At 71.9% G+C, this 21,888-nt stretch carries 20 protein-coding genes and 1 pseudogene; 8 read left to right on the top strand and 13 right to left on the bottom strand.

Annotation, left to right across the window (positions count from 1 at the left end):
• Positions 1-34 precede the first annotated feature (34 nt).
• Positions 35-1,255 (top strand): MFS transporter, encoded by a 1,221-nt coding sequence (locus tag ACNYS0_RS00785; protein WP_422470648.1) that lies wholly within the window; start codon positions 35-37, stop codon positions 1,253-1,255.
• Here the strand turns inward: ACNYS0_RS00785 and ACNYS0_RS00780 are convergent.
• Positions 1,230-1,583 carry a Ser-Thr-rich GPI-anchored membrane family protein gene (locus ACNYS0_RS00780; protein ID WP_422470647.1) on the bottom strand — a complete coding sequence of 118 codons (354 nt, stop codon included), beginning with the start codon at positions 1,581-1,583 and terminating at the stop codon, positions 1,230-1,232. The two genes, ACNYS0_RS00785 and ACNYS0_RS00780, sit on opposite strands and share 26 nt — an antisense overlap.
• 319 nt (positions 1,584-1,902) lie before the next feature.
• Between ACNYS0_RS00780 and ACNYS0_RS00775 the strand changes: the two genes are divergently transcribed.
• Complete coding sequence (locus ACNYS0_RS00775; protein ID WP_422470646.1) at positions 1,903-2,403, top strand: DUF5709 domain-containing protein; 501 nt, start codon at positions 1,903-1,905, stop codon at positions 2,401-2,403.
• Between the two features lie 31 nt (positions 2,404-2,434).
• Here ACNYS0_RS00775 and ACNYS0_RS00770 read toward each other — a convergent pair whose 3' ends face one another.
• Positions 2,435-2,605, bottom strand: coding sequence for a hypothetical protein (locus ACNYS0_RS00770; protein ID WP_385757755.1), 171 nt, complete (start codon positions 2,603-2,605; stop codon positions 2,435-2,437).
• 142 nt (positions 2,606-2,747) lie between these two features.
• On the opposite strand from ACNYS0_RS00770, the gene ACNYS0_RS00765 reads away from it, so the two are divergent.
• Positions 2,748-3,050 (top strand): YkvA family protein, encoded by a 303-nt coding sequence (locus tag ACNYS0_RS00765; RefSeq protein WP_422470645.1) that lies wholly within the window; start codon positions 2,748-2,750, stop codon positions 3,048-3,050.
• Between the two features lie 25 nt (positions 3,051-3,075).
• On the opposite strand, the gene ACNYS0_RS00760 is transcribed toward ACNYS0_RS00765, so the two are convergent.
• A complete protein-coding gene (locus ACNYS0_RS00760; RefSeq protein WP_422470644.1) occupies positions 3,076-4,434 on the bottom strand; it encodes an MFS transporter in 1,359 nt (452 codons plus the stop codon).
• A gap of 150 nt (positions 4,435-4,584) precedes the next feature.
• Entirely contained in the window at positions 4,585-5,250 is a 666-nt protein-coding gene (locus tag ACNYS0_RS00755; protein ID WP_422470643.1) for a TetR/AcrR family transcriptional regulator, read from the bottom strand.
• Positions 5,251-5,395: 145 nt separating this feature from the next.
• Here ACNYS0_RS00755 and ACNYS0_RS00750 point away from each other — a divergent pair, with 145 nt between their 5' ends.
• Positions 5,396-6,310: a shikimate dehydrogenase gene (locus ACNYS0_RS00750; protein ID WP_422470642.1), complete on the top strand. Its 915-nt coding sequence runs from the start codon at positions 5,396-5,398 to the stop codon at positions 6,308-6,310.
• Between the two features lie 149 nt (positions 6,311-6,459).
• Positions 6,460-8,268, top strand: coding sequence for a sugar phosphate isomerase/epimerase and 4-hydroxyphenylpyruvate domain-containing protein (locus ACNYS0_RS00745; protein WP_422470641.1), 1,809 nt, complete (start codon positions 6,460-6,462; stop codon positions 8,266-8,268).
• Between the two features lie 10 nt (positions 8,269-8,278).
• On the opposite strand, the gene ACNYS0_RS00740 is transcribed toward ACNYS0_RS00745, so the two are convergent.
• Entirely contained in the window at positions 8,279-8,857 is a 579-nt protein-coding gene (locus ACNYS0_RS00740; RefSeq protein ID WP_422470640.1) for a DinB family protein, read from the bottom strand.
• An 83-nt stretch (positions 8,858-8,940) separates the two neighbouring features.
• On the opposite strand from ACNYS0_RS00740, the gene glsA reads away from it, so the two are divergent.
• Both glsA and ACNYS0_RS00730 read left to right on the top strand, forming a co-directional pair.
• Positions 8,941-10,743 (top strand): glutaminase A, encoded by a 1,803-nt coding sequence (gene glsA, locus ACNYS0_RS00735; protein WP_422470639.1) that lies wholly within the window; start codon positions 8,941-8,943, stop codon positions 10,741-10,743.
• Positions 10,744-10,758: 15 nt separating this feature from the next.
• A pseudogene (locus ACNYS0_RS00730) lies at positions 10,759-11,978 on the top strand (4-hydroxybenzoate 3-monooxygenase).
• Between the two features lie 54 nt (positions 11,979-12,032).
• Here ACNYS0_RS00730 and ACNYS0_RS00725 read toward each other — a convergent pair.
• Positions 12,033-12,767, bottom strand: coding sequence for a dienelactone hydrolase family protein (locus tag ACNYS0_RS00725; RefSeq protein WP_422470638.1), 735 nt, complete (start codon positions 12,765-12,767; stop codon positions 12,033-12,035).
• 111 nt (positions 12,768-12,878) lie between these two features.
• Positions 12,879-13,268: a hypothetical protein gene (locus tag ACNYS0_RS00720; protein WP_422470637.1), complete on the bottom strand. Its 390-nt coding sequence runs from the start codon at positions 13,266-13,268 to the stop codon at positions 12,879-12,881.
• Between the two features lie 311 nt (positions 13,269-13,579).
• Between ACNYS0_RS00720 and ACNYS0_RS00715 the strand changes: the two genes are divergently transcribed.
• Complete coding sequence (locus tag ACNYS0_RS00715; RefSeq protein WP_422470636.1) at positions 13,580-14,860, top strand: low temperature requirement protein A; 1,281 nt, start codon at positions 13,580-13,582, stop codon at positions 14,858-14,860.
• 40 nt (positions 14,861-14,900) lie between these two features.
• Here ACNYS0_RS00715 and ACNYS0_RS00710 read toward each other — a convergent pair whose 3' ends face one another.
• Genes ACNYS0_RS00710 through ACNYS0_RS00685 form a run of 6 tightly spaced genes read right to left on the bottom strand, consistent with a single transcriptional unit; the run spans position 14,901 to position 21,806 of the window.
• Positions 14,901-16,478 (bottom strand): glycoside hydrolase family 13 protein, encoded by a 1,578-nt coding sequence (locus ACNYS0_RS00710; RefSeq protein ID WP_422470635.1) that lies wholly within the window; start codon positions 16,476-16,478, stop codon positions 14,901-14,903.
• Entirely contained in the window at positions 16,475-17,707 is a 1,233-nt protein-coding gene (locus tag ACNYS0_RS00705) for a Gfo/Idh/MocA family protein (RefSeq protein WP_422470634.1), read from the bottom strand. Before ACNYS0_RS00705 ends, ACNYS0_RS00710 begins: the two co-directional genes overlap by 4 nt.
• Positions 17,704-18,792, bottom strand: a complete 1,089-nt coding sequence (locus ACNYS0_RS00700; RefSeq protein WP_422470633.1) for a glycoside hydrolase family 130 protein — start codon at positions 18,790-18,792, stop codon at positions 17,704-17,706. The genes ACNYS0_RS00705 and ACNYS0_RS00700 overlap by 4 nt, the downstream gene beginning before the upstream one ends.
• A gap of 8 nt (positions 18,793-18,800) precedes the next feature.
• Positions 18,801-19,631, bottom strand: coding sequence for a carbohydrate ABC transporter permease (locus ACNYS0_RS00695; protein ID WP_422470632.1), 831 nt, complete (start codon positions 19,629-19,631; stop codon positions 18,801-18,803).
• Between the two features lies 1 nt (position 19,632).
• Positions 19,633-20,517, bottom strand: coding sequence for a carbohydrate ABC transporter permease (locus ACNYS0_RS00690; RefSeq protein ID WP_422470631.1), 885 nt, complete (start codon positions 20,515-20,517; stop codon positions 19,633-19,635).
• Positions 20,514-21,806, bottom strand: a complete 1,293-nt coding sequence (locus tag ACNYS0_RS00685; RefSeq protein ID WP_422470630.1) for an extracellular solute-binding protein — start codon at positions 21,804-21,806, stop codon at positions 20,514-20,516. Before ACNYS0_RS00685 ends, ACNYS0_RS00690 begins: the two co-directional genes overlap by 4 nt.
• Positions 21,807-21,888 lie beyond the last annotated feature (82 nt).

The raw sequence follows: 21,888 nt of genomic DNA, 5'->3' as shown, positions 1-21,888 counted from the left end.
TGTGCCACCCACCGGCGGCCTAACGTCGCGGTATGTGAACGCCGCACCTCCCAGAACCCAAGCCCCGACGGTCCTCCTCGCGGTCACCTGTGCCGTGACCGCCGCGAACGTCTACCTCTGCCAGCCGATCCTCGGCCCGGTCGCCGACTCGCTCGGCACGTCCCCCGACGCGCTGGGCGCCGTGCCGACCGCCACTCAGCTCGGCTACGCGCTCGGCATCCTGCTGGTCGTCCCGGCCGGCGACAGCCACGACAGGCGCCGCATCATTCTCGTCCTCGCAGGTGCCTCCTCCCTCGCCCTCGCGGCCTGCGCGCTCGCCCCGACGGCGGCCTTCCTCGCGGTGGCGAGCTTCGTCGTCGGGCTGTGCTCGCCGGTGCCGCAAGTGATCACCCCGCTCGCCGTCGCCCTCGCCGAAGGCGGTGACGACGGGCCGGGCCGCGGGCGCACCGTCGGCGCGGTGCAGGGCGGCCTGCTCGTCGGCGTGCTCGCCTCGCGCGCGTACGCGGGTGCCCTCGCCGAGTTCGCCGGGTGGCGGACCGTGTACGTCGCCTCCTGCCTGCTCACGCTGGCGCTCATGGGCGTGCTCGCCCGCCGGCTGCCCAAGGTGCGGGGGCGCGCCACCGGCTCGTACAAGGCAGTGCTCCGCTCGTTGCCCGGCCTCGCCCGGCAGCCGCTCGTGGCGCGGGTCGTGGTGTCCGGGGCGCTGGTCGGGATCGCGTTCGGCGCGTTCTGGACGACGCTGACCTTCCTGGTCACGGACACCTACGGGCTCGGCTCCACGGCCGCCGGGATGTTCGGCCTCGTCGCCGCCGTGAGCGCGCTCGCCTCGCCGTACGCGGGGCGCAGCGCGGAACGGCTCGGCAGGCGCGGGGCGATCGCCCTGCTGACCGGGCTCGTGCTGGTCGGCTGGCTGGTCCTGCTGCCTGCCGGGGGCGGCTCGCTCGTGGCGCTCGTCGTGGGCGTGATCGTGCTCGACGTCGGCGTGTGGGGCGGCCAGGCCGTCTGCCAGACCGTCCTGTTCACCCTGGACCCGGCCGTGCACAGCCGCCTGAACACCGTCTACTTCACGCTGCGCTTCCTCGGCATCGGGCTCGGCTCGCTGGCCGGAACCCTGGCGTGGGGTGCGGGCGGCTGGCCGGGCGTCGTGGTCACCGGCACGGTCGCGGCGGCCGCCGGGCTCGTCGTCGGGGTGCTGCCGCTGCCCTCGCGGGCGAAGGAGCCGGAGGCGGTCAGCCCACCGCGAACGAGGGACTGAAGCCGCGGGCGGCGCCGTCGCGGCTTCTCAGCTCGATCGCGTAGCCGTCGCCCGCCGGCACGTTCGGCAGGACGGTGGACGTCTCGCTGCGCGGCGCCGACGTCAGCCGCGACGCGAGTTGCGCGACGCGGGACGCGTCGCCCCGCACGAGCCACATGTCCAGCTTCTGACCTGTGGGGTTGTTCCAGGTGACGAACATGCTGGCGCCCGCGCTGTGCACGGAGTCCGCCGCGGGCTCCGTGACGGTCAGTGCCTGGGCCGGCTCGGCCATGGGGGCGAAGGCCAGGAGCGGGGCAGCGGCGAGAGAGAGGAATCCGGTGCGGCGCATGCGACGACCTCGTTCCGTCGGATCGTTGGGAGGGATGAGGGATGAGGGATGGATGCGGATGGTGAACATTGATGGACTGAGAGTGAAGAACCCGGACGAAGGGTCTCTTCCCGCGCTCGTCGCCGGACTCAAGCATTTGGCCGTCATCCCCGCCCCATGAGGGACGGATCTGTCCCCGAACCGGTGGTGTCGGCGGGACAGGGACCGGAGTGCGGGTGCATGCTCGCGCACGCGCGCGTGGCCCCCCGAAGCAGCCGGGTGGCGCGGACTGGTGCACGCTGGACATGTGACACGGAGCACGGAGACGAGGTGACGCGACATGACCGAGCGCAGCGACGACTCGGCCATGGGCGACGAGGTGTATCAGCCCTCGGGCCCTGACGTGCGGGACGACGAGGGCATCCTCGAGGTCGAGGACACCCTGAACGACCGTGGCGTGGACCCGTACGACGAGGGATGGTCGCCGCCCGAGCGCCCACTGGCCGTCGAGCACAGCGGCAACACCGCGGCGGAACGGCAGGCCGGCGAGACGCTCGACGAGCGCCTCGCGGAAGAGCGGCCCGACCCCGTCGTCGACGCTTACGAGGCGCTGGAGTCCGGCGAGGAGGACGGCGACGGCGTGGGCGATCTGCGCGAGGGCGAGGGCGAACCACTGGACTCGGAGGTGGGAACGCGCCGCGCGGGCCGTCTGATCGCGCCCGACGAGGGTGCCCACGAGGACGCCGAGAAGGACATGCTGGCCCGGGACGCGGGGTACGGCGGGGGAGCGGCATCGGCCGAGGAGGCCGCGATGCACGTGGTGGACGACGACGAGACGTGAGCTCCGCGGGGGCCGGGCGCGGCCCCCCTGCTCACTGGCCGAGGGCCGTCGCCGTCAGCATCAGCGCGGCGGCGGCGAACGCCGTCACCAGCGCCAGGACCGGCGGGCCGAGGGCGACATTCCCTGTCACCATCCGCCGCGCCGTGATGCCTATGCAGACCACGCCGATCCCTCCAAGGATCATGGCCACGTAGATCAGCACTTCAGGCCCCTCCTCCTCGCGACACCCGCTTGTGCGTTCGGACCACATCCTCGCCCGGCGAGCCGCACGTCGCACGTGGGGGAGGCTCCGTTCCGTACCCTTTAGCCTGGGACGTCTCGCACTACGCCCCAGGGGGACCGGCATGGACAGTACCGCGTGGATCGTTCTCGGCACGCTCGCGGCAGTCGCGATGCTGGTGGTCGCCGCGGTGCTCCTCGTCCGGGTGTTCAAGGCGCGGCGGCTGCTCGTCGACGCCGGCATCCCGCTGCACAACAAGGCACTGTTCTGGGCCGCGGTCGCCTACACGATCTCCCCGGTCGACCTGCTGCCCGACCCGATCTACCTCGACGACATCGGGGTGCTGCTGGTCGCCCTCAAGATGCTGCACAGCGCCGCGCACAAGGCGGGCATCGGCACAGGAGAGCGCCGGACCCCCACTCCGTGAGGTCCGGCGCCGGCGGCGGAGGCGGTCAGACCGCCGCGCCCGGAGCCTCCTTGAGCGGGGTGGTGTCCGCGTCCCGCTCGCCCAACCGCGCGGTCGGTACGTTCACGGTCTCGCGGGCCGTGAGCCCCGCCACCACCGGGAGCACACACAGGGCCGCGGTGAACATGGCCACCGCGAACCAGTTGTCGCCGGCCGGGCCCGCGATCTGCGCCGCGAACGTCACCGCGAAGCCCGAGATGGCGAAGCCGATCTGGGTGCCGATCGCCATCCCCGAGAGCCGCACGCGGGTCGGGAACATCTCGCCGTAGAAGGCCGGCCACACGGCGTTGGCCGCGCTGTAGACGACGCCGAACGCGAGGATGCCGAGCACGAACGTGAGGACGTACGAGCCCGTGGAGATGGCCCACAGGTAGCCGAACATCAGCAGCGCGCTGCCCGCGGCGCCGGTCAGGAACACGGGACGGCGGCCGATGCGGTCGGCGAGGCGCGCCCACAGCGGGATTGCGCCGAGCGCCACGAGGTTGGCGAGCGCGCCGACCCACAGCATGGCGGAGCGGTCCATGCCGACCGCGTCGCTCGTCGCGTACGACAGGGCCCACACGGTGAAGATGGTGCTCACGGAGGCGACGAGCGCGCCGCCGATCACGCGCAGCACGTCCACCCAGTGGTCGCGGAAGAGCACCGCGAGCGGCAGCTTGGCGACCTCGCCGGACTCGGCCTTGCGGGCGAACTCGGGCGTCTCGTCGAGCGAGCGCCGGATGACGTACCCGGCGATGGCGACGCCGAGGCTCAGCCAGAACGGGATGCGCCAGCCCCAGGTCAGGAGCTGGTCCTCGGGGAGCGCCGCGATCGGCAGGAAGACGATGGTGGCGAGGAGCTGCCCGGCCTGCGTCCCGTTGAGCGTGAAACTCGTGAAATACGCCCGCCGGTCCTCGGGTGCGTGTTCCAGGGTCATCGAGCCCGCGCTGGACTGCTCGCCCGCGGCCGAGATGCCCTGAAGGATGCGGCAGAGCACGAGCAGCAGCGGCGCGAATCCGCCGACCTGGTCCCGGGTGGGCAGACAGCCGATCAGGAACGTCGACAGACCCATCAGGACCACGGTGAACACCATGATCTTGCGGCGGCCCAGGCGGTCGCCGATGTGCCCGAGGAAGAACGCGCCGACGGGCCGCGCGGCGTACGCGACGCCGAACGTGGCGAGCGAGAGCAGGGTGGCGTCGGCCGGATCGGACTCGTCGAAGAAGACCTTGGGGAAGACGAGCGCGGCGGCGCTGCCGTAGATGAAGAAGTCGTAGTACTCGAGGGCACTGCCGCTCCAGGCGGCGAATGCCGCCTTGCGGGGCTGGCCCTGTGGTGCGCGCGGTGATGCTGCGGGGACGGACACGCGGGCTCCTTGAGGGCTGGGTGGATCAACCCGGCGGACCGGAGTCGGCCGAGTTAATTAACCCACTGGATAGTTAGTACCGGATGGCCAGCGATGTTGCGCCGGTGTTTCCCGCCTGTCAAGAGGTTGCGACGAGGACGTTTCCGCCGATCAGTGCTTGTCGCCGCCCGCCGTCAGGTACGCGATCACCATGTCGCCCAGCATCGTGCGGTAGTGCTCGCGGCGGTCCTGGGCCGTCAGGTCGCGGCCGAACAGGGCGCCGAACGTATGCCGGTTGGAGACCCGGAAGAAGCAGAACGAGCTGATCATCGCGTGCAGATCCACCGCGTCCACGTCCGCCGTGAACACGCCGTCCGCCCGGCCCGCCTCCAGGATCCGGCCGATCACGTCGATCGCGGGCGAGTTGAGTGACCCGATCGTCTCGGACGCCGTGATGTGCTCGGCGTCGTGGATGTTCTCGATGCTCACGAGGCGGATGAAGTCCGGGTGCTGCTCGTGGTGATCGAAGGTCAGCTCGGCGAGTCGGCGGATCGCGGCGACCGGGTGGAGGTCCTCGACGTCCAGGTCCCGCTCGGCGTGCCGGATCACCGCGTAACTGCGCTCCAGTACGGCCGTGAACAGCTGTTCCTTGCCGCCGAAGTAGTAGTAGATCATCCGCTTCGTGGTGCGGGTGCGGGCCGCGATCTCGTCGACGCGGGCGCCCGTGTACCCGGCGCGGGCGAACTCCTCCGTGGCGACCTTGAGGATCTCGGCCTTGGTGCGGGCCGCGTCGCGGATGCGCCCCGCGCGGCGGGCCGGCTCTTCGACAGTGGTCATCCGGCGATTGTAGGAGCCGTGCCGAGGTCCGTTCGGATCAGTGCCGGTCCGGTTCGGGTCCGTCCCTTCCCAGGAGGGCCTCGGACTTGATATGAGTAACGAACCAGTTCGTACATTAGCTAGCCGCTCGGCCAGGAGGACCCCCGTGCCCCAGGACTCTCCCCAGGACTCTTATCTCGTCGGTCTGATCGGCGAGGGCATCGGCCCCTCGCTCTCCCCGGCCCTGCACGAGCGGGAGGCGGACCGGCAGGGCCTGCGGTACCTGTACCGGCGGCTCGACATCGGCGAACTGGGCATCCGGCCCGAGAACGTGGGGGAGCTGCTGCGGGCCGCCCGCACCGTCGGCTTCGACGGCCTGAACGTCACGCACCCCTGCAAGCAGCTCGTCATCGAACACCTCGATGAACTGTCGCCGCAGGCCGCGGCCCTCGGCGCGGTCAACACCGTGGTCTTCGACGGCGGCCGCGCCATCGGCCACAACACCGACGTGACCGGGTTCGCCGCCTCCTTCGCCCGCGGGCTGCCCGAGGCCCGCATGGAGCGCGTCGTGCAGCTCGGCGCCGGGGGAGCGGGCGCCGCCGTCGCGCACGCGGTGCTCACCCTGGGCGCCGGCCGCATCGTGCTCGTCGACGCGCTGCCCGAGCGGGCCGCCGCCCTCGCCGACTCCCTCAACCGGCACTTCGGCGAGGGGCGCGCGCTGCCCGCCGGCCCTGACGCGCTCGCCGCGCACCTCGCCGAGGCCGACGGCATCGTGCACGCCACCCCCACCGGCATGGCCGCCCACCCCGGCCTCCCGTTCCCCGCGGAGCTGCTGCACCCCGGCCTGTGGGTCGCCGAGGTCGTCTACCGGCCGCTGGAGACCGAACTCGTACGCACCGCCCGCGCGCTGGGCTGCGCCGTCCTCGACGGCGGCGGCATGGCCGTCTTCCAGGCCGCCGACGCGTTCCGCCTGTTCACCGGGCGCGAGCCGGACGCCCCCCGAATGCTCACCCACTTCGCCGACCTGGCGGGCGCGGAGGAGGCGCTGCGAGCAGCCACATCAACCCCTGCCACCGACTGAGCAGCTCCTATTGAGCCCCTGCGGCGATTGAGCAGCTCTTATTGAGCCCCTGCGGCGATTGAGCAGCGGGGTACGGGGCAGAGCCCCGAATCTTTTCAACCCCGCCGCCGACCCGCCCCGCCGACCCGCCCCCCTCCGGAAGGAGCCCCGTGCGTACCTCCATCGCCACCGTCTCGCTCAGCGGATCGCTCACCGAGAAGCTCACCGCCGCCGCCCGCGCGGGCTTCGACGGCGTCGAGATCTTCGAGAACGACCTGCTCGTCAGCCCCCTCACGCCCGAAGACGTCCGCGCCCGCTGCGCCGACCTCGGCCTGAGCATCGACCTGTACCAGCCGATGCGCGACATGGAGGCCGTGCCCGAGGACGTGTTCGCCCAGAACCTGCGGCGGGCCGAGCACAAGTTCCGGGTCATGCGGCGCCTCGGCACCGACACCGTCCTTGTGTGCTCCAGTGTCTCGCCGCTCTCCGTCGGCGACGACGCGCTCGCCGCCGACCAGTTGCGCCGGCTCGCCGAGCGGGCGGAGGACTTCGGCGTCCGCGTCGCCTATGAGGCGCTCGCCTGGGGCCGCCACGTCAACACCTACGACCACGCCTGGCGCATCGTCGAGGCCGCCGACCACCCGGCGCTCGGCACCTGTCTCGACAGCTTCCACATCCTCGCCCGCGGCACCGAGGGCAAGGGCCTCGAAGGCATCGAGGACATCCCCGGCGACAAGATCTTCTTCCTTCAGCTCGCCGACGCGCCGCTCCTCGACATGGACGTCCTGCGCTGGAGCCGCCACTACCGCTGCTTCCCCGGCCAGGGCGACCTCGACGTCGCGGGGCTGCTGCGGCACGTCCTGCGTGCCGGCTATCGGGGGCCGCTGTCCCTGGAGATCTTCAACGACGTGTTCCGGCAGGCCGAGGCCGGGCCCGCCGCCGTGGACGCGCTGCGCTCGCTGCTCGCCCTCCAGGAGGCCGTGGGCCTTCAGGACGTGGTCGCGCAGGGCGAGTTGCCCGCGCCCGTCGTGCCCACCGGCGTCGCCTTCACGGAGCTCGTCACCCCCGACGTCGCCCCGGCCGCCGACCTCCTCGCCGCCCTCGGCTTCACCCGCACCGGACGCCACCGCGGCAAGCCGGTCGACCTGTGGGAGCAGGGCGAGGCCCGCGTGCTGCTCAACACCGGGCCCGCCGCCCGCCGCGACGGCACCGTCCTCGCCGCCGTCGGCCTGGAGTCCCCCGACCCGGCCGCCGCGGCCCGCCGCGCCGAGGCCCTGCTCGCCCCGGTCCTGCCGCGCCGCCGCGGAACCGGCGACGTACTCCTCGACGCGGTCGCCGCGCCCGACGGCACCGAACTCTTCTTCTGTGCCACGGACCGCCCCGAACTCCCCAGCTGGATCCGGGACTTCGAGCCGACGGGGGAGCGGCCCGCCGAGACCGACATCACCGGAATCGACCACCTCCAGCTCACCCAGCCCTGGCACCAGTTCGACGAGGCCGCCCTGTTCCACCGCAGCGTGCTCGGCCTCGAACCCCGGGCGAGCGTGGACGTCGCCGACCCGTACGGACTGCTGCGCAGCCGCGCCGTCGCCACCGCCGACGGCTCGGTCCGCATCGCACTCGGCGCGGGACCGGGCCCCGGCGAGGACCAGGACCGTGCCCAGCACATCGCCCTCACCACCAGCGACGTCGTCGCGGCCGCCCGCCGCTTCCGCGCGGCGGGCGGGGAACTGCTGCCGATGCCGGGCAACTACTACGACGACCTGGCCGCCCGCTTCGAGTTCGCCCCCGGCGAGCTGGAGACCTACCAGGACCTCGGCATCCTCTACGACCGCGACGCCCACGGCACCTTCCGCCACTGCTACACCCGCACGGTCGGCCGGGTCTTCTTCGAGCTGGCCCAGCGCGAGGGCGGTTACGAGGGATACGGGGCGCAGAACGCACCGGTGCGGCTCGCGGCGCAGCACGCGCCGAACTGACTGGCCGGGGTCAGTCCTTGAACCGGACGGCGATGTCCTCGAGGCGGGCCCGGTACTTCTCCCACTCCAGCGGCGGCAGGCTGTCGTTGTCCTCGCGGTAGCCCGCCGCGCCGTCCAGACCCTCGCGGAGGATGTCGGCCTGCCCCGCGTGGCGCTGCGTGTCGGACAGGACCCGGACGAGGACGTGGTGGAGCGTCACCTGGCCCCGTTCCTTCGGCCACCACGGCACCGTGCCGACCGCGTCCAGGGACAGCTCCCCGACCGAGGCGTCGCACAGCGCCCAGGCGCGCCGATAGCGCTCGACGATCTCCTCGCGGGACTCGTCGGCGGTCGCGAACATGTCGGCGTTCGGGTCCTCGTCGTCCTTGAAGTCGGGCAGCGGCTCGCCGTGCGCCCGGCTGAAGGTGTCGCAGAGATAGCCCAGCTCCACCCCGGTCAGATGCTTCACCAGCCCCAACAGGTTCGTGCCCGTCGGCGTCAGCGGGCGCCGTACGTCGTATTCGGAGAGCCCGTCGAGCTTCCACAGCAGGGCGTCGCGGGCGTCCTGGAGGTAACGCAGGAGATCGTTCTTGTGATCGGTTTCGGTCATGCGCTCACTCTGCTGCCTCGGACGGGTGGCGAACAGGCGTTTTCGACAGGCAGTGCGGCACCTGATGGGCTTCGATGGACGGAATGGGACACGAGCCGGAAGCCTCCGCACACGATCCGCTGACCGCACTCCTCGACGGCGTGCGGCTGCGGCTGCGCGATCTGAACGACGGCGAGCCCGCCTCCTACATCCCGGAACTGGGCCGCGTCGACCCGCGCCTGTTCGGGCTCAGCCTGTGCACCCTCGACGGGCGGGTCTACGGGAGCGGGGACACGAACGTCCGCTTCACCGCGCAATCCGTGTCGAAGCCCTTCGTGTTCGCGCTCGCGCTCGCCGACCACGGCCTGGAGAACGTCCTGGCGCGGGTCGGCGCCGAGCCGAGCGGCGAGGCCTTCAACTCCATCCGGCTCGAACCCGGCACCGGGCGGCCGCCGAACCCGATGGTCAACGCCGGTGCCATCGTGACCAGTTCGCTCGTCTCGGGCGACACCCCGAAGGCCCGCTTCGAGCGCATCCTCGACGGGCTCAGCGCCTTCGCGGGGCGTCCCCTCACCGTCGACGAGGCCGTGTACGCCTCCGAGTGCGCCACCGGCGACCGCAACCGCGCCCTCGCCTACCTCATGCACAACGCGGGCTCGCTCACCGGCGACGTCGAGGCGGAGCTCGCCGTCTACTTCCGCCAGTGCTCCGTCCTCGTCACCAGCGACGACCTCGCCGTCATGCACGCGACGCTCGCGGGCGGCGGCATCAACCCGGTCACCGGCGAACGCGTCGTCGCGAGCCGGCACGCCCAGCACGTCCTCGCCGTCATGGCCACCTGCGGCATGTACGACGCGTCGGGCCAGTGGATGCTGCGCGTCGGCATGCCCGCCAAGAGCGGGGTGTCCGGCGGCATCGGGGTCGCGCTGCCCAGCCAGTTCGGGATCGGCGTGTTCAGCCCGCCGCTGGAGGAGAAGGGCAACAGCGTGCGCGGCATCGCCGCCTGCCACCTGATCTCCGACCAGTTCGGCCTGCACCTGATGCGGGCCACGGCCCCCGAGCGCAGGCCGCTGCCGCCCCGCTCCCTGCACCCCGCCCCACTGCGCTCCCTGCGGCACCGCACCCGCGCCCAGCGGGCCGCGCTCGACGCCCGCGCGGAGCGGATCCGCGTCCACGTCCTCCAGGGCGACCTCGACTTCGCCACCGCCGAGCAGACCCTGCGCGCCGCCCTCGACCTCCCGGACGCCGTCGGCTGGTTCGTGCTCGACCTCACCCGCGTCGGCCGCATCGAACCGGTCGGCGCCGACCTGCTGCGCGCCCTCGCCGATGAGCTGCGCGCACGCGACCTGCGCATGGTGCTCGCCGACCCGGACGAACGGCAGGCGATGGCCCGCACCACGGACGAGTTCCCCGACCTCGGGCGGGCCCTGGAGGCCTGCGAGGACGAGCTGCTCACCGGGATCGGTCTCGACCCGGACGCCCCCGTGCCGCTCGCCGACTGCGACCTGTTCGGTGCGGCCGACGCCGGTCTGCGCGCCGCCCTCGCCGAGGCCTTCGACACTCTCGACCTCACGGCGGGCGAGTCCGTCGCGCCGCCGCAGGCCGCCCCGCTCGACCGGATCGTCCTGTGGTACGTCGAGTCCGGGCGCCTCGCCGTCTGTGCCGACACCGCCGACTCCGTGACGACGCGCCGCACCTGGTCGGCGGGCCCCGGCGCGGCCCTCACCCCCGCCGACTTCCCGCCCGGCCGCACCCGCAAGGTCCTCGCCGAACGCGACACGCGCTGCCGCACCCTCACCGCCGCCGGCTTCCGGCGGCTGCGCGAGCGCGAGCCCGACGCGGTGGCGTTCCTGGAGCGGGCCCCGCTGGAGGGCGCGGAGACGGTGGACCGCGGGGAGGTCACCTGACCCATAATGGGCCGCATGACCGACGCGGAGTCCGGGATCAACTCGACGCTGTCGCAACGGAGTTCGGTGGTGATCGTCGGCGCGGGCCCCGCCGGGCTCACCGTCGGGAACATCCTGCGGGCCGCGGGCGTCGACTGCGTGGTCCTGGAGTGCGAGACCCGTACGTTCATCGAGCGGCGGCCACGGGCCGGTGTCATCGAGGAGTGGGCGGTCCGCGCGCTCGACCGGCGCGGCCTCGCCGCGCGGCTGCTCAAGCACGCGGAGCGGCACACGGCCTGCGAGTTCCGCTTCGCCGGTGAGCGGCACCGCTTCGGCTACACCGAGCTGACCGGACACCACCACTTCGTCTACCCCCAGCCGCTGCTCGTGACCGACCTGGTGCGCGAGTACGCCGACATGCGCGGTGGCGACATCCGCTTCGGCGTGCGCGACATACGCCTGCACGATCTGGAGGGGGACCACCCCTGGGTCTCGTACACCTGCGGCGACACCGGTCAACGGAGGGTGCTGCACTGTGAGTTCGTCGCCGGGTGCGACGGCGCGCGCGGAGTGACGCGCGACGCCGTCCCCGAGGGGCGGGTCCGTGTCGCGCGGCACGACTACGGCATCGGCTGGCTGGCGCTGCTCGCCCAGGCGCCGCCGTCGGCGGACCGCGTCCTGTTCGGCATGCACGCGGAGGGCTTCGCCGGACAGTGCCGCGCAGCCCCGAGGTCACCCGCTACTACCTGCAATGCCCGCCCGGCGACGACCCGGACGGCTGGTCGCACGAACGGGTGTGGACACAGCTGCGCCGGCGCCTCGCCGCCGAGGGCGCAAGGCCTTTGGCCGAGGGCGAGTTGATCGAGAAGCGCGTCCTCGACATGCACGACTACGTCACCGAACCCATGACGTACGGGCGGCTCTTCCTGGCCGGGGACGCCGCGCACCTCGTCGCCCCCATCGCGGCCAAGGGCCTCAACCTCGCCCTGCACGACGCGTTCCTTCTCGCGGACGCGATCGTGGCGCACCGGGCGGGCGACAGCAGCGGCCTCGACGGATACGGCGAGGCCTGCCTGCGACGGGTCTGGGACTACCAGGAGTTCTCGCAGTGGCTGTCGGAGGTCTACCACGGCGCGTCGTTCGGCAACCCGTTCCGCACCGGCACGACGCTGGCCCGGCTGCGCCGACTGTTCACGTCGCGGGCGGCGGCGACGGCGTTCGCGGAGCAGTACCTGGGATCGGCGGAGGGGTACTGACCAGGACGCGGCGGTACGGACGTCCAGGGACGACGCCCGTACCGCGCGGAGGTCTCAGCCGGCCCGCAGGGCGCCGTCGAGGAGCGGCAGCAGCCGGTCCCAGTGGCGCTTGAGGGCGTCCGCGGAGAAGGCGGAGGTGTCGGCCATGGTGAAGCCGTGGACGCTGCCGGGGTACAGCTCGATGGAGTGCTCGACCCCGGCGGTCTCGAAGGACTTGTTGAGCTCGGCGACGGCTTCCGGAGTGAGGTCGCCCTCGGCGAGACCCAGGTGGACGCGGGCGGTGACCTTGTCGGCCGAGAGGTGCGCGCTGTCGGGGGCGTCGGTGACGAGCATGCCGGGGTGGAACCCGGCGACGGCGCCGACCTTGTCGGGGTGGGCGGCGGCGGTGCGCAGCGCGAGGGCGGCGCCCATGCAGTAGCCGGTCGTGCCGATCGGGCCCTCGGCGACCTCGGGCTGGGCCGAGAGGAAGTCGACGTAGGCCTCGGCGTCGCTCAGGACGCGCTCGGCGGAGTGCTCCTGGAGCAGCGGCATCAGCTTGCCGAAGATCTCCGGCCGGTTCTCCTCGCTGATGTGCTCGGGAAGCTCGACGACGGGCGACGCTCCGTGCCGGTAGTACACGTTGGGCACGAGCACGTAGTAGCCGTGCCCGGCCAGCTCGCGGGCCAGCTCCTCGATCACGGGCCGCACGCCGAAGGCGTCCATGTAGAGCAGTACGCCCGGATGCCGCGCGCCGTCGTCGGGGAAGGCGACGAAGGCGTCAGCCCGGCCGTCCGCGGTGGGAATCTGCACTGTCTTGCTGGTGGCGATGGCGGATCATCCTCCCTGGAACAACTGATATCAGTGCACAGTACAGTTGCCCGCTGTGACGGCTCTCCGCGCGGGGGTGCCCGGGGTGGGTGCTCAGTGGCTGTGCCGCTTGCTCGCCCAGAAGACGGCGCGGGCCGCTCTTATCCGCTCGGCCTGCCGGGCGGGGTCGAGGGCCGACTTGAGTGCGGTGCGCAGAAGCTCGGGGTCGACCAGTTTGCCGCTGCCGTCCGGCGGGGTGCGCCACAGGAACGAGTGGTGGCGCACGCCCGTGATCCCGTCGGCGTCGGGGGAGGGCATCGACAGGTCCTCGCCCGCGGTGAGCATCCGGACGTCCTCCGTCGCGGGCCAGGCCGAAGCGACCGCCTGGGGGTGCGCGAGGATGTAGAACACAGGGCGCGGCTTGGCGTGCTCCTCGAGCACCGGCACGGCGTCCGCCTCCTCGCCCAGCTCCCACAGCACCGTCAGACCGAGCGGCTGCTGCACGCGCAAGGCGTCCCAGCCGTGACCCGCCGGGAGCCTCGCCAGAAAGGGCGACTGCTCCCATGCGGCATATGCCTCGCTCGGGTTTCGGTGACAGGAGGCCAACCACTGCGCTCCGTCCATTGGGTGACCATACGTCAACTGGCATGTCTGGTCAGCGGATTCATCAATCCGGAGAACTCGCTGCGTGAAGATCTGGCCATGACTGCCGCGCCAGGGACGGACCTCGCGGCTGGCACATGCCAGAACCCGCGGGTGGGAACGGCGCGCGGAACTCCACGTCAAGTGCACCGATTTGTGTAGATAATTCCGCCATGCCGGAAACTCTCGACACAGTGGACGAGCCCGCCCCCGAACGCCACGCTTCTTGGCTGGAACTGTTCTTCGACCTGATCGTCGTCGCGGGGGTGGGGCAGCTGGCCCATCTGCTGCACACCGGGCCGACCTGGGCGGAGCTCGGCGAGTACGGCCTGCTGTTCCTGGCGTTCTGGTTCACGTGGGTGATGTTCACGATGTACGGGAACGTGGCCCAGGACCGGGCGCGCACCCTCGTCGTCATCGTCGCCATGTTCGGGATGGCCGTGATGGCCGCGGCCGTGCCGGGAGTGCGGGAGTCCGACGAGAAGGCGTTCGCGTTCGCCCTCGCCTACGTGGTGGTGCGCCTCATCGCCTCCCGCGCGGCGAACCAGCCGGGGAAGGTCGTCGCCGATCTGCCGATCCTCCAGCTCGGCGCGGGCCTTGTGCCGTGGATCGTGTCGCTGTGGGTCGGCGGCGACGCCCGTCTGTGGCTGTGGGCGCTGGGCCTCGCCATCGACGTGTACGTGATGGTGCGGGTCTCGCGGGGTGCCATGCAGGAGGCGGTCGACGAACGCTGGGCCCAGGGCAGGGAACGCGTGCGGCGCCGCCTTGAACAGGAGGAACGCAGGAGCGGCGCCGGGCGTCCCGCCCGCGGGATCGGTGAGCGCGGCCGCCGGGCCCTGATGAAGCCCGAGCTGGTGACCGCGGACCTCACCCATCTTTCGGAACGCCTCGGCCTGTTCGTGCTCATCGTCCTCGGCGAGGGGCTCGTCCAGTCCGTCGACGCGGCCGGAGAGGCGGAGTGGAACGGGTCGGTGCGGATCGTCGCTGTGGGCGCCTTCGCCATCCTGGTCCTCGTGTGGGCGCTGGCGCTGCTCGGCGGCGCGCACGGGCTGCCGCTGCTGGTCCCGGAGGCGCTCGCCGTGCATCTGGTGCTGCCGCTGCACTGTCTGTTCGCGGGGTCGGTGGCGGCGCTCGCGGCCGTGCTCGGCAGGGCGGTGGCCGACGCGGACGGTGCCCTGCCGGGGCCGGCGAGGATGCTGCTCGGCGTCGTCGTCGCGCTGATCCTGCTCACGGCGGCGGTGTGCGCACTGGCCTCCGGCCGGGGATGGCGGTGGACGGCGGCAGCGGTGGCGCCGGCCCTCGTGGTGGCGGGCCTGCTGATCGTGGGGCAGGGGCCGTCGGTCTCCGAGGGCCTCGGGACCGGGCAGGCGGTCGTGCTCGCGGTGGTCGCGGTCGCCTGGCCGGTGGTGTGGCGCGCCCGGGACGGGGCCGCGGTGCCCGCCACGACCGGCTGAATCGGGTCCGGTCGTGACGGGCACGGCAGCGCCGGAGGGCTCAGGCCGGGGACACCAGCCACGCCGCAGTGTCCCGCGGCAGTGCGCCCGCCGAGAGCGGGACGCTGGTGAGGAGCGGAGGGTTGGTCAGGCCGAGGGCGGAGAGGGGCAGCGGGTCGTCGGCCAGATTCACCACGCACACCAAGTTCCCGCGCCGGAACGCGAGATGGGGTGATCCGGGTGCGGAGAGCCACTGCGGGGGCGCGGCGGGATCCGGGGCCGGATGGATGCGGCGCAGGCGCAGTGCCCGCCGGTACAGGGCGAGCGTCGAGCCCGGGTCCGCCTGCTGCGCTGCCACGGTGAACGGCGCCCAGTCGTCGGGCTGGGGCAGCCAGGTGGCTTCGGGTGCCGCGCTGCTGAATCCGTACGGCGCCGCCGTGCCGGACCAGGGCAGCGGGACGCGCGCCCCGTCGCGGCCCCGTTCGGTGCGCCCGGAGCGTTCCCACAGCGGGTCGAGGATCCGGTCGTCCGGCACGAACGCCTGCGGAAGCCCCAGCTCCTCGCCCTGGTAGAGGTACGCGGACCCGGGCAGCGCCAGCATCAGCAGCGCCGCCGCACGGGCGCGCGCCGCGGAGCCGTACCGCGTGACCGGCCGGGGCGCGTCATGGCTGGAGAGCAGCCAGGTCACCGCGGAACCGGGCACCGTGAACGAACCGTCGATCACCTCGCGCAGTTCCTTCGCGTCCCAAGACGCCTCCAGGAAAGCGAAGTTGAAGGCCTGATGCATCTCGTCGGGGCGGATGTAGCGGGCGAGCCGGGCCGGATCGAAGACCGCCGACTCTGCGACCATCACCCGGTCCTCGGGGGCGACCGCGCCGGGCGGCGCGGGGTGCGTGTCGAGCAGGGCGCGCCACTCGCGATAGAGCGGGTGCAGCTCCTCCTGGTCGTAATAGGGCATGAGGTGGTTGCGCAGCGGATCGGTGTGCTGCCCCGGGCCCGCGTCGGGCAGGCCTTCCGCCTTGAACAGGGCGTGCGCGACGTCGACGCGGAATCCGTCCACGCCCCGGTCGAGCCAGTGGCGCAGAACGTTCGCGAACGCGTCGCGCACCTTCGGATTGCGCCAATTGAGGTCCGGCTGCTCGGCGGCGTGCAGGTGGCAGTACCACTCGCCGTCCGTGACGCGGGTCCAGGCGGGCCCGCCGAACGCCGACTGCCAGTCGTTGGGCGGCAGTTCGCCGTCCGCGCCCCGGCCGTCCCGGAACAGGTACATCTCCCGCTCGACGGAACCGGGCCCGGCCGCCAGCGCCTCCAGGAACCAGGGGTGCCGGTCGGAGGTGTGGTTCGGTACCAGGTCGACGATCAACTTCAGGCCCAGTTCGTGGGCGCGGGCGGTGAGTTCGTCGACGTCCGCGGTCGTCCCCAGGTCCGGGGCGACGCCTGTGTAGTCGGCGATGTCGTAGCCGCCGTCGGCCAGCGGCGACGGAAAGAACGGCGTGCACCACACGGCGTCCGCGCCCAGGTCCTTGATGTGTTCGAGGCGTTCGGTCAGCCCGGGCAGGTCCCCTACGCCGTCGCCGTTCGAGTCGGCGAAGGCCCGCGGATACACCTCGTAGCAGACCATGTCCTGCCACCAGCTCATGCGCAGGATCCTTCCGAAGCCCACCGGAAGGTGGGGAGGACCGGCTGTTCGCGGCCCGTCGCGGCGGCGACCGTGGCCGCCTCGGCGACCGCCACCGCGCCGAAACCGCTGAGCGCGTCCGCTGCCGGCGGGGTGCCTTCGCGCACCGCACGGACGAGGTCGGCCATCGCCGCGCGCACACTCTGCGTGTACACGTACGGCTTGCGGGCCTCGCCGCCGAGGTCGACGACGGCGCGCACATGGTGCGGCGCGGCGCGGTCCTCGCCGCGTCCGCGGGCGGTCGCGGCGGCTCCCGCGTCGCGTGCGACGTGGACCGTGAGCTGTTCGTCGCCGTGCGGCAGGAAGCCGTCGACGGACAGCAACGGTCCGATCTGGAGGGGAAGTTGCTCCCAGCGCCGGGCGCCCGCCTCGTCGGTCCACGCCGAGATCTCCGCGTACGCGGGGATCCAGCCGGTGATCCGCGTCTCCTCGAACCCGTGGTCCAGGCGCATGAGTTGTCGCTCCGCGCGGTGCGCGTGGGTGAAGGAGTGCAGGTGAGAGGCGAGGACGCCACCGGGGTGCACGACATCCGCGCTCACCATGTCGACCGGGCCACCGGGCCGCGCCACCGCCGTGGCCCGCACGCTCACCGGGTCCGAGCCGAGCAGCTCCCGTGCCGCGTCGAAGAAGTGCACGCCGTGCTCGACGAAGATTCCGCCGGAGTGCGCCGGGTCCCAGAACCAGTGGTCGGGGCCGAGGTCCTCGTCGGCGGCGTCGTTCTCGAACAGGAACCGGCGCACGGGCGAGAGCAGCTCCCGCTCCATGAGCCGCCGCACCGCCCGCAGCAGCGGGTTGTAGCGCAGCACGTGGTCCACGACCAGGACGCGGCCCGCGCGGCGCGCCTCCTGGGCGACGGACGCCGCGTCCTCGGTCGTGGTGGCGAGGGGCTTCTCGCAGAAGACATGGCGCCCCGCACGCAGCGCCCGGGTGGCCATCGCGGCATGGGTGGCGGGCGGCGTCGCGATCAGCACGGCCGCGACGTCGTCCCGTTGCAGGAGGTCGTCGAGCGAGCCGAGAGCGGGGACGCCGTGCCTCGCGGCGAGCGCGACGGCGCGCTCGCGCGACGGGTCGGCGACCGCCGCCAGGCGCAGGCCCGGAAGGCCGGCGACCGCGTCCAGGACGAACTCCGCGAAGCCGCCGCAGCCGACCAGTCCGATCCCGAGCGTTTCGTGCGGGGCGCCCGCGGTCATGCGGTGCGCTCCAGGAGGGCCACGCCGATGTGGGCGTCGGCCATGCCGTAGAAGACGTACAGCTCGCCGTCGACCTCCTCGATCGCCGTCGGGAAGACGACGTTCGGCACCGTGCCGGAGATCTCCTCCTCGGTCTCGGGCGCCATCAGCGGGGCGTCCGAGCGGGCGATGATCCTCGAGGGGTCGGCCGGGTCGAGGATCATCGCGCCCGCCGCGTACGACACCTTCTGGTTCTGCGCCCACGGGTCCTCGATGGAGCCGGAGACACCGTGGTGGATGAGCAGCCAGCCCTCGGGCACCCGGATCGGGGCCGGGCCGCCGCCGATCTTCAGCGACTCCCACTCGTACTCGGACAGCGCGACCAGCGTGTGCTGCCGAGGGCGGACGAGGGCGCGGATGTCGGCCTCGACCTCCCTCACCGGCACGTAGCTGATCCAGATGCCGGGCCGCTCGTCCGTGACACCGGCGGGCAGGTGGACGCCCTCCCCCTCGCGGAACCAGCCGAGGTCCCACATCGGGCGGTGCAGCATCGCGTACGACAGCTCGCCGTCGGGGGCCGGGACCGGCTCGGGAAAGTGGACGACGTCCTTGTTCGGGAAGAGGTTGAGGTCGGTGTCCAGGTCCGCCTGGTACTCGAACTGGATCGGGCCGAGGCGCGTCCAGTCGGTGAGGTTCTCGGAGACGGCGAGCGCGGGCTTCGGGCCGAGCGGGCCGTAGGCGACGTAGGACATGACGTGCCGGCCGAGCGAGGGGACCCAAGTGACGCGCGGGTCCTCGACGCCGGCGTTGTTCTTGCCGCGCTCCCAGCCCTCGTCGGGGGAGAGGACGACGCCGCGGCGCTCGACGCCGCTGGGGACGCCCGCCTCGTCGAAGGTGACCTCGGCGAGGCCCACGCGCGAGACGTTGCCCTCCGCGACCAGGCGGGGCAGGAGATGCAGCTTTCCGTCCGGGGTGCGGCCCGCGGCCGGGTTCAGGACGCCCTCGACCTCGTTCGCCTCGCCGGCCAGCGGGGACATGACGACGCCCTTGCGGACCATGCGGTACGGGATGGTGGCGGTGGCGGTGTCAGCGGTGGGATTGCTCATGTGTCGGTTCAGCCCTTGGTAGCGGAGTCGATGTCGGTGGAGGTGAAGTGGCGCTGGAACACGAGGAACAGGACCACCGCGGGGACGGCCAGGACGCAGGCCCCGGCCAGCAGGGCGCCGGCCGGGTTGGCCACCGTGCCCTGAAGATTGGAGAGGAAGCTCGCCAGGGAGACCGCGAGGGGCTGCATGTCGGCGTTCTTGGTGACGAGGAACGGCCACAGGAACTCGTTCCACGGCCCGATGAACGTGAGCAGCAGCGCGGTCAGGATGGCCGGCTTGGCCATCGGCAGCGCGATCCGCCACAGGATCCGCAGCTCGCTCGCGCCGTCGATGCGCGCCGCCTCGAAAAGCGACTGCGGCATCTGCGAGAAGAACTGCCGGAACAGGAAGACGGCCGTGGAGTTGATCGCGAACGGCAGGATCATGCCGAGGTAGTTGTCGCCGAGCCCGTAGTCGCGGACCACGAGCACGTACAGCGGCAGCGTGAGCAGCTGGAACGGGACCATCTGCACCAGCAGCAGCGCGCCGAACACCGCGCCCTTGCCGCGGAACCTCAGCACCGCGAGCGCGTACCCGGCGAGCACACCGAAGACCAGCGTGCACAGCAGGACGCCGATCGTCATGATCCCGGAGTTCAGGAGCGAGCGGCCCAGCGAGATCGTGCTGTTGATGGCCGCGTAGTTGGCGCCGGTCAGGCCGGAGGGGACGGCCGCCGACAGATCGCCGGCCGTGACCTTCCGCAGCGAGCCGACGACCATGTAGTAGAAGGGGAAGAGGAAGACGACCGCGCCGAGCGACAGCAGGACGTGGCGCAGGGCCTTGCCACCGGTGAGCCTCATGTCAGTTGCCCCTCTCGGTGAGCTTGCGGGCGGCGAGCGAGACGACCATGACGAAGGCGATGAGGACGACGCCGAGCGCCGCCGCCACATCGGGATGTCCCTGCTCGATGCCCTTCTGGTACATGAGCAGCACCGGCGACGTGGACGCGTGGTCCGGGCCGCCGCCCCCGGTCAGCAGATAGGGCTCGCTGAACATGTTGGCGCCGGTGATGATCGCGTAGATGACGACCAGGGTCGTCGCGGGGCGCACGCCCGGCACGGTCACCGAGAAGAACTGCCGCACGCGGCCCGCGCCGTCCATGGCGGACGCCTCGTACAGCTCCTTGCCGACGTTCTGGAGCGCGGCGAGGTAGAGCATCACGAAGAAGCCGAGCTGCTTCCAGGTCACGAAGACGGCGATCATCGGCATCGCGAGATGCGAGTTGACCAGCCACGACGGGTCCGGGGCGTGCGAGCCGAGCAGATGGTTGACGAAGCCGTCCTGGCCGAAGAGGAACTGCCACACGGCGACGAGCGCGACGCTCGCCGTCACGTACGGGAGGTAGAACGCGGCGCGGAAGAACGCCCGCCCGCGCAGCTTCGCGTTGAGCGCGGAGGCCAGGACCAGCGAGAGGCCCACCGTCAGCGGCACGTTGATGACCAGGAAGATCAGGATGTTCACGAACGCCTGGCCGACGACCGGGTCGGTGAACACGTCCCGGTAGTTGGACAGGCCCACCCACGGCGCGTCCACGTCCGTGCCGGGAGCCGTGAAGTAGAAGCGGTGGAAGGACATCCACACCGTGTAGACCAGCGGGATCGCGAAGACCACGAGCAGGAAGAGTATGTACGGCGATACGAACAGCGCTCCGACGCGTGCCCTCAGGTGGGCCTTGGGGGCGCTCATGACCGGTCTCCGTACTCGTTCAGCAGGTCGGTGATCTCTGAGGAGGCGTTGCGCAGGCCCGCGTCCGTGGACTCGCGGCCGAAGACGACCGACTTCGTCCACTCGTCGCGGAAGGCCTGCCAGATGTCGACCGAACCCGGCACGTTCGGCACCTCGACGACGCGCTTCGCCTGGTCGGCGAAGGCCCTGTACGTGGGGTGCTTCGTGAAGTAGTCCGCGTAGCGCGTGGTCAGGTCCTCGCGCATCGGCATCTGGCCGGTCGTCTCCAGGAACTTCCCGTCCTGCGCGCTCGACGTCGCGAACCTCAGGAGGTCCCAGGCCGTGCCGCGGTTCTCGCACGCGCTGAACATGGACACCGACTTCTCGTCACTGAACGAGTGCTTGCCCGCGCCGCCCTCGGCGGTCGGCACCGGCGCGACACCGATGTCCACGCTGTTCTTGTACGCGGAGATCGCCCACGGCCCGACGGTGGCCATCGCGGCCTTCCCGTCGTTGAGGGCGTCGCCCGGGTACGCCTCCTGCGGTGCCAGCTTCTGCGCGTAGAGCTTGCGCCAGAACGCGGCGACCTGGCGGCCCGCCGCCGAGTCGAAGCGCGGCTTGCCGTCCTCGATCAGTTGCTTGCCGCCGCTCTGCGCGGCGAACGCGGGATAGAAGTCGTACCAGGGCTGGAAGAAGTCACTGGAAGGCGACGGCCAGATCGCCGCCTTCGCGGCGCCGCTGCGCACCAGCTTCCGGGAGGTCGCGAGGAACTCCTCGTACGTGGCGAGCCTCGGGTGCTCCGGGTCGAGGCCGGCCTTCTTGAACAGCTTCTTGTTGTAGAGGATCATCACCGGGTTGCTCTTCCAGGGCAGTTGGTAGAACTTGCCGTCCGGCGACGTGTACTGCTCGGCGAGGCCGCCGCTGCGCTTCGTCACGTACGCCCTGCCGCCGGGAAAGTCGTCGAGCGGCACGAGCCCGTTCTGCTTCTGGAAGGTCGGCACCGCCGCCGGCGAGGTGTTGAAGGCCAGACAGGCGCTCGTGCCCGCGATGATCGAGGCGCTGATCGCCTCCTCGGACGTCTTGCCCGCGGGGATCTGCTGGGCGGTGACGTGCTGATCGGGATGGCGCTCGTTCCACGCGGCCACCATCCGCTTGCCCCACTGCACCTCTTGGGCGTTGTTGGACAGCCAGACCGTGATGGGGCCGCGCGCGTCGGCGGCCACGGTCGCGTCGGGGGCGGCCCGGCCGCAGGCCGTCGCCGTACCCGCGGCCACGAGCACGAGCAGCGCGGACGCCGTTCTCCTCAGCATGATGATCTCCGAACTGTTCACGCGCGGCCTCGTCGCCGTGCGCAATCACCAGTCCGCGCGCGGGCGCGGCCGAAGTGTGGTG

This window comes from Streptomyces anthophorae, from assembly GCF_049310305.1.
Taxonomy (GTDB): domain Bacteria; phylum Actinomycetota; class Actinomycetes; order Streptomycetales; family Streptomycetaceae; genus Streptomyces.
This window is presented reverse-complemented; position numbering and strand designations above follow the sequence as displayed.

Coding starts and splice junctions, on each gene's coding strand:
- ACNYS0_RS00765 (WP_422470645.1), top strand. CDS start 2,748: ATGGACAGTACCGCGTGGATCGTTCTCGGCACGCTCGCGGCAGTCGCG.
- ACNYS0_RS00740 (WP_422470640.1), bottom strand. CDS start 8,857: ATGACCGAAACCGATCACAAGAACGATCTCCTGCGTTACCTCCAGGAC.
- ACNYS0_RS00705 (WP_422470634.1), bottom strand. CDS start 17,707: ATGACCGCGGGCGCCCCGCACGAAACGCTCGGGATCGGACTGGTCGGC.
- ACNYS0_RS00700 (WP_422470633.1), bottom strand. CDS start 18,792: ATGAGCAATCCCACCGCTGACACCGCCACCGCCACCATCCCGTACCGC.
- ACNYS0_RS00695 (WP_422470632.1), bottom strand. CDS start 19,631: ATGAGGCTCACCGGTGGCAAGGCCCTGCGCCACGTCCTGCTGTCGCTC.
- ACNYS0_RS00710 (WP_422470635.1), bottom strand. CDS start 16,478: ATGAGCTGGTGGCAGGACATGGTCTGCTACGAGGTGTATCCGCGGGCC.
- ACNYS0_RS00780 (WP_422470647.1), bottom strand. CDS start 1,583: ATGCGCCGCACCGGATTCCTCTCTCTCGCCGCTGCCCCGCTCCTGGCC.
- ACNYS0_RS00690 (WP_422470631.1), bottom strand. CDS start 20,517: ATGAGCGCCCCCAAGGCCCACCTGAGGGCACGCGTCGGAGCGCTGTTC.
- ACNYS0_RS00755 (WP_422470643.1), bottom strand. CDS start 5,250: ATGACCACTGTCGAAGAGCCGGCCCGCCGCGCGGGGCGCATCCGCGAC.
- ACNYS0_RS00775 (WP_422470646.1), top strand. CDS start 1,903: ATGACCGAGCGCAGCGACGACTCGGCCATGGGCGACGAGGTGTATCAG.
- ACNYS0_RS00685 (WP_422470630.1), bottom strand. CDS start 21,806: ATGCTGAGGAGAACGGCGTCCGCGCTGCTCGTGCTCGTGGCCGCGGGT.
- ACNYS0_RS00715 (WP_422470636.1), top strand. CDS start 13,580: ATGCCGGAAACTCTCGACACAGTGGACGAGCCCGCCCCCGAACGCCAC.
- glsA (WP_422470639.1), top strand. CDS start 8,941: ATGGGACACGAGCCGGAAGCCTCCGCACACGATCCGCTGACCGCACTC.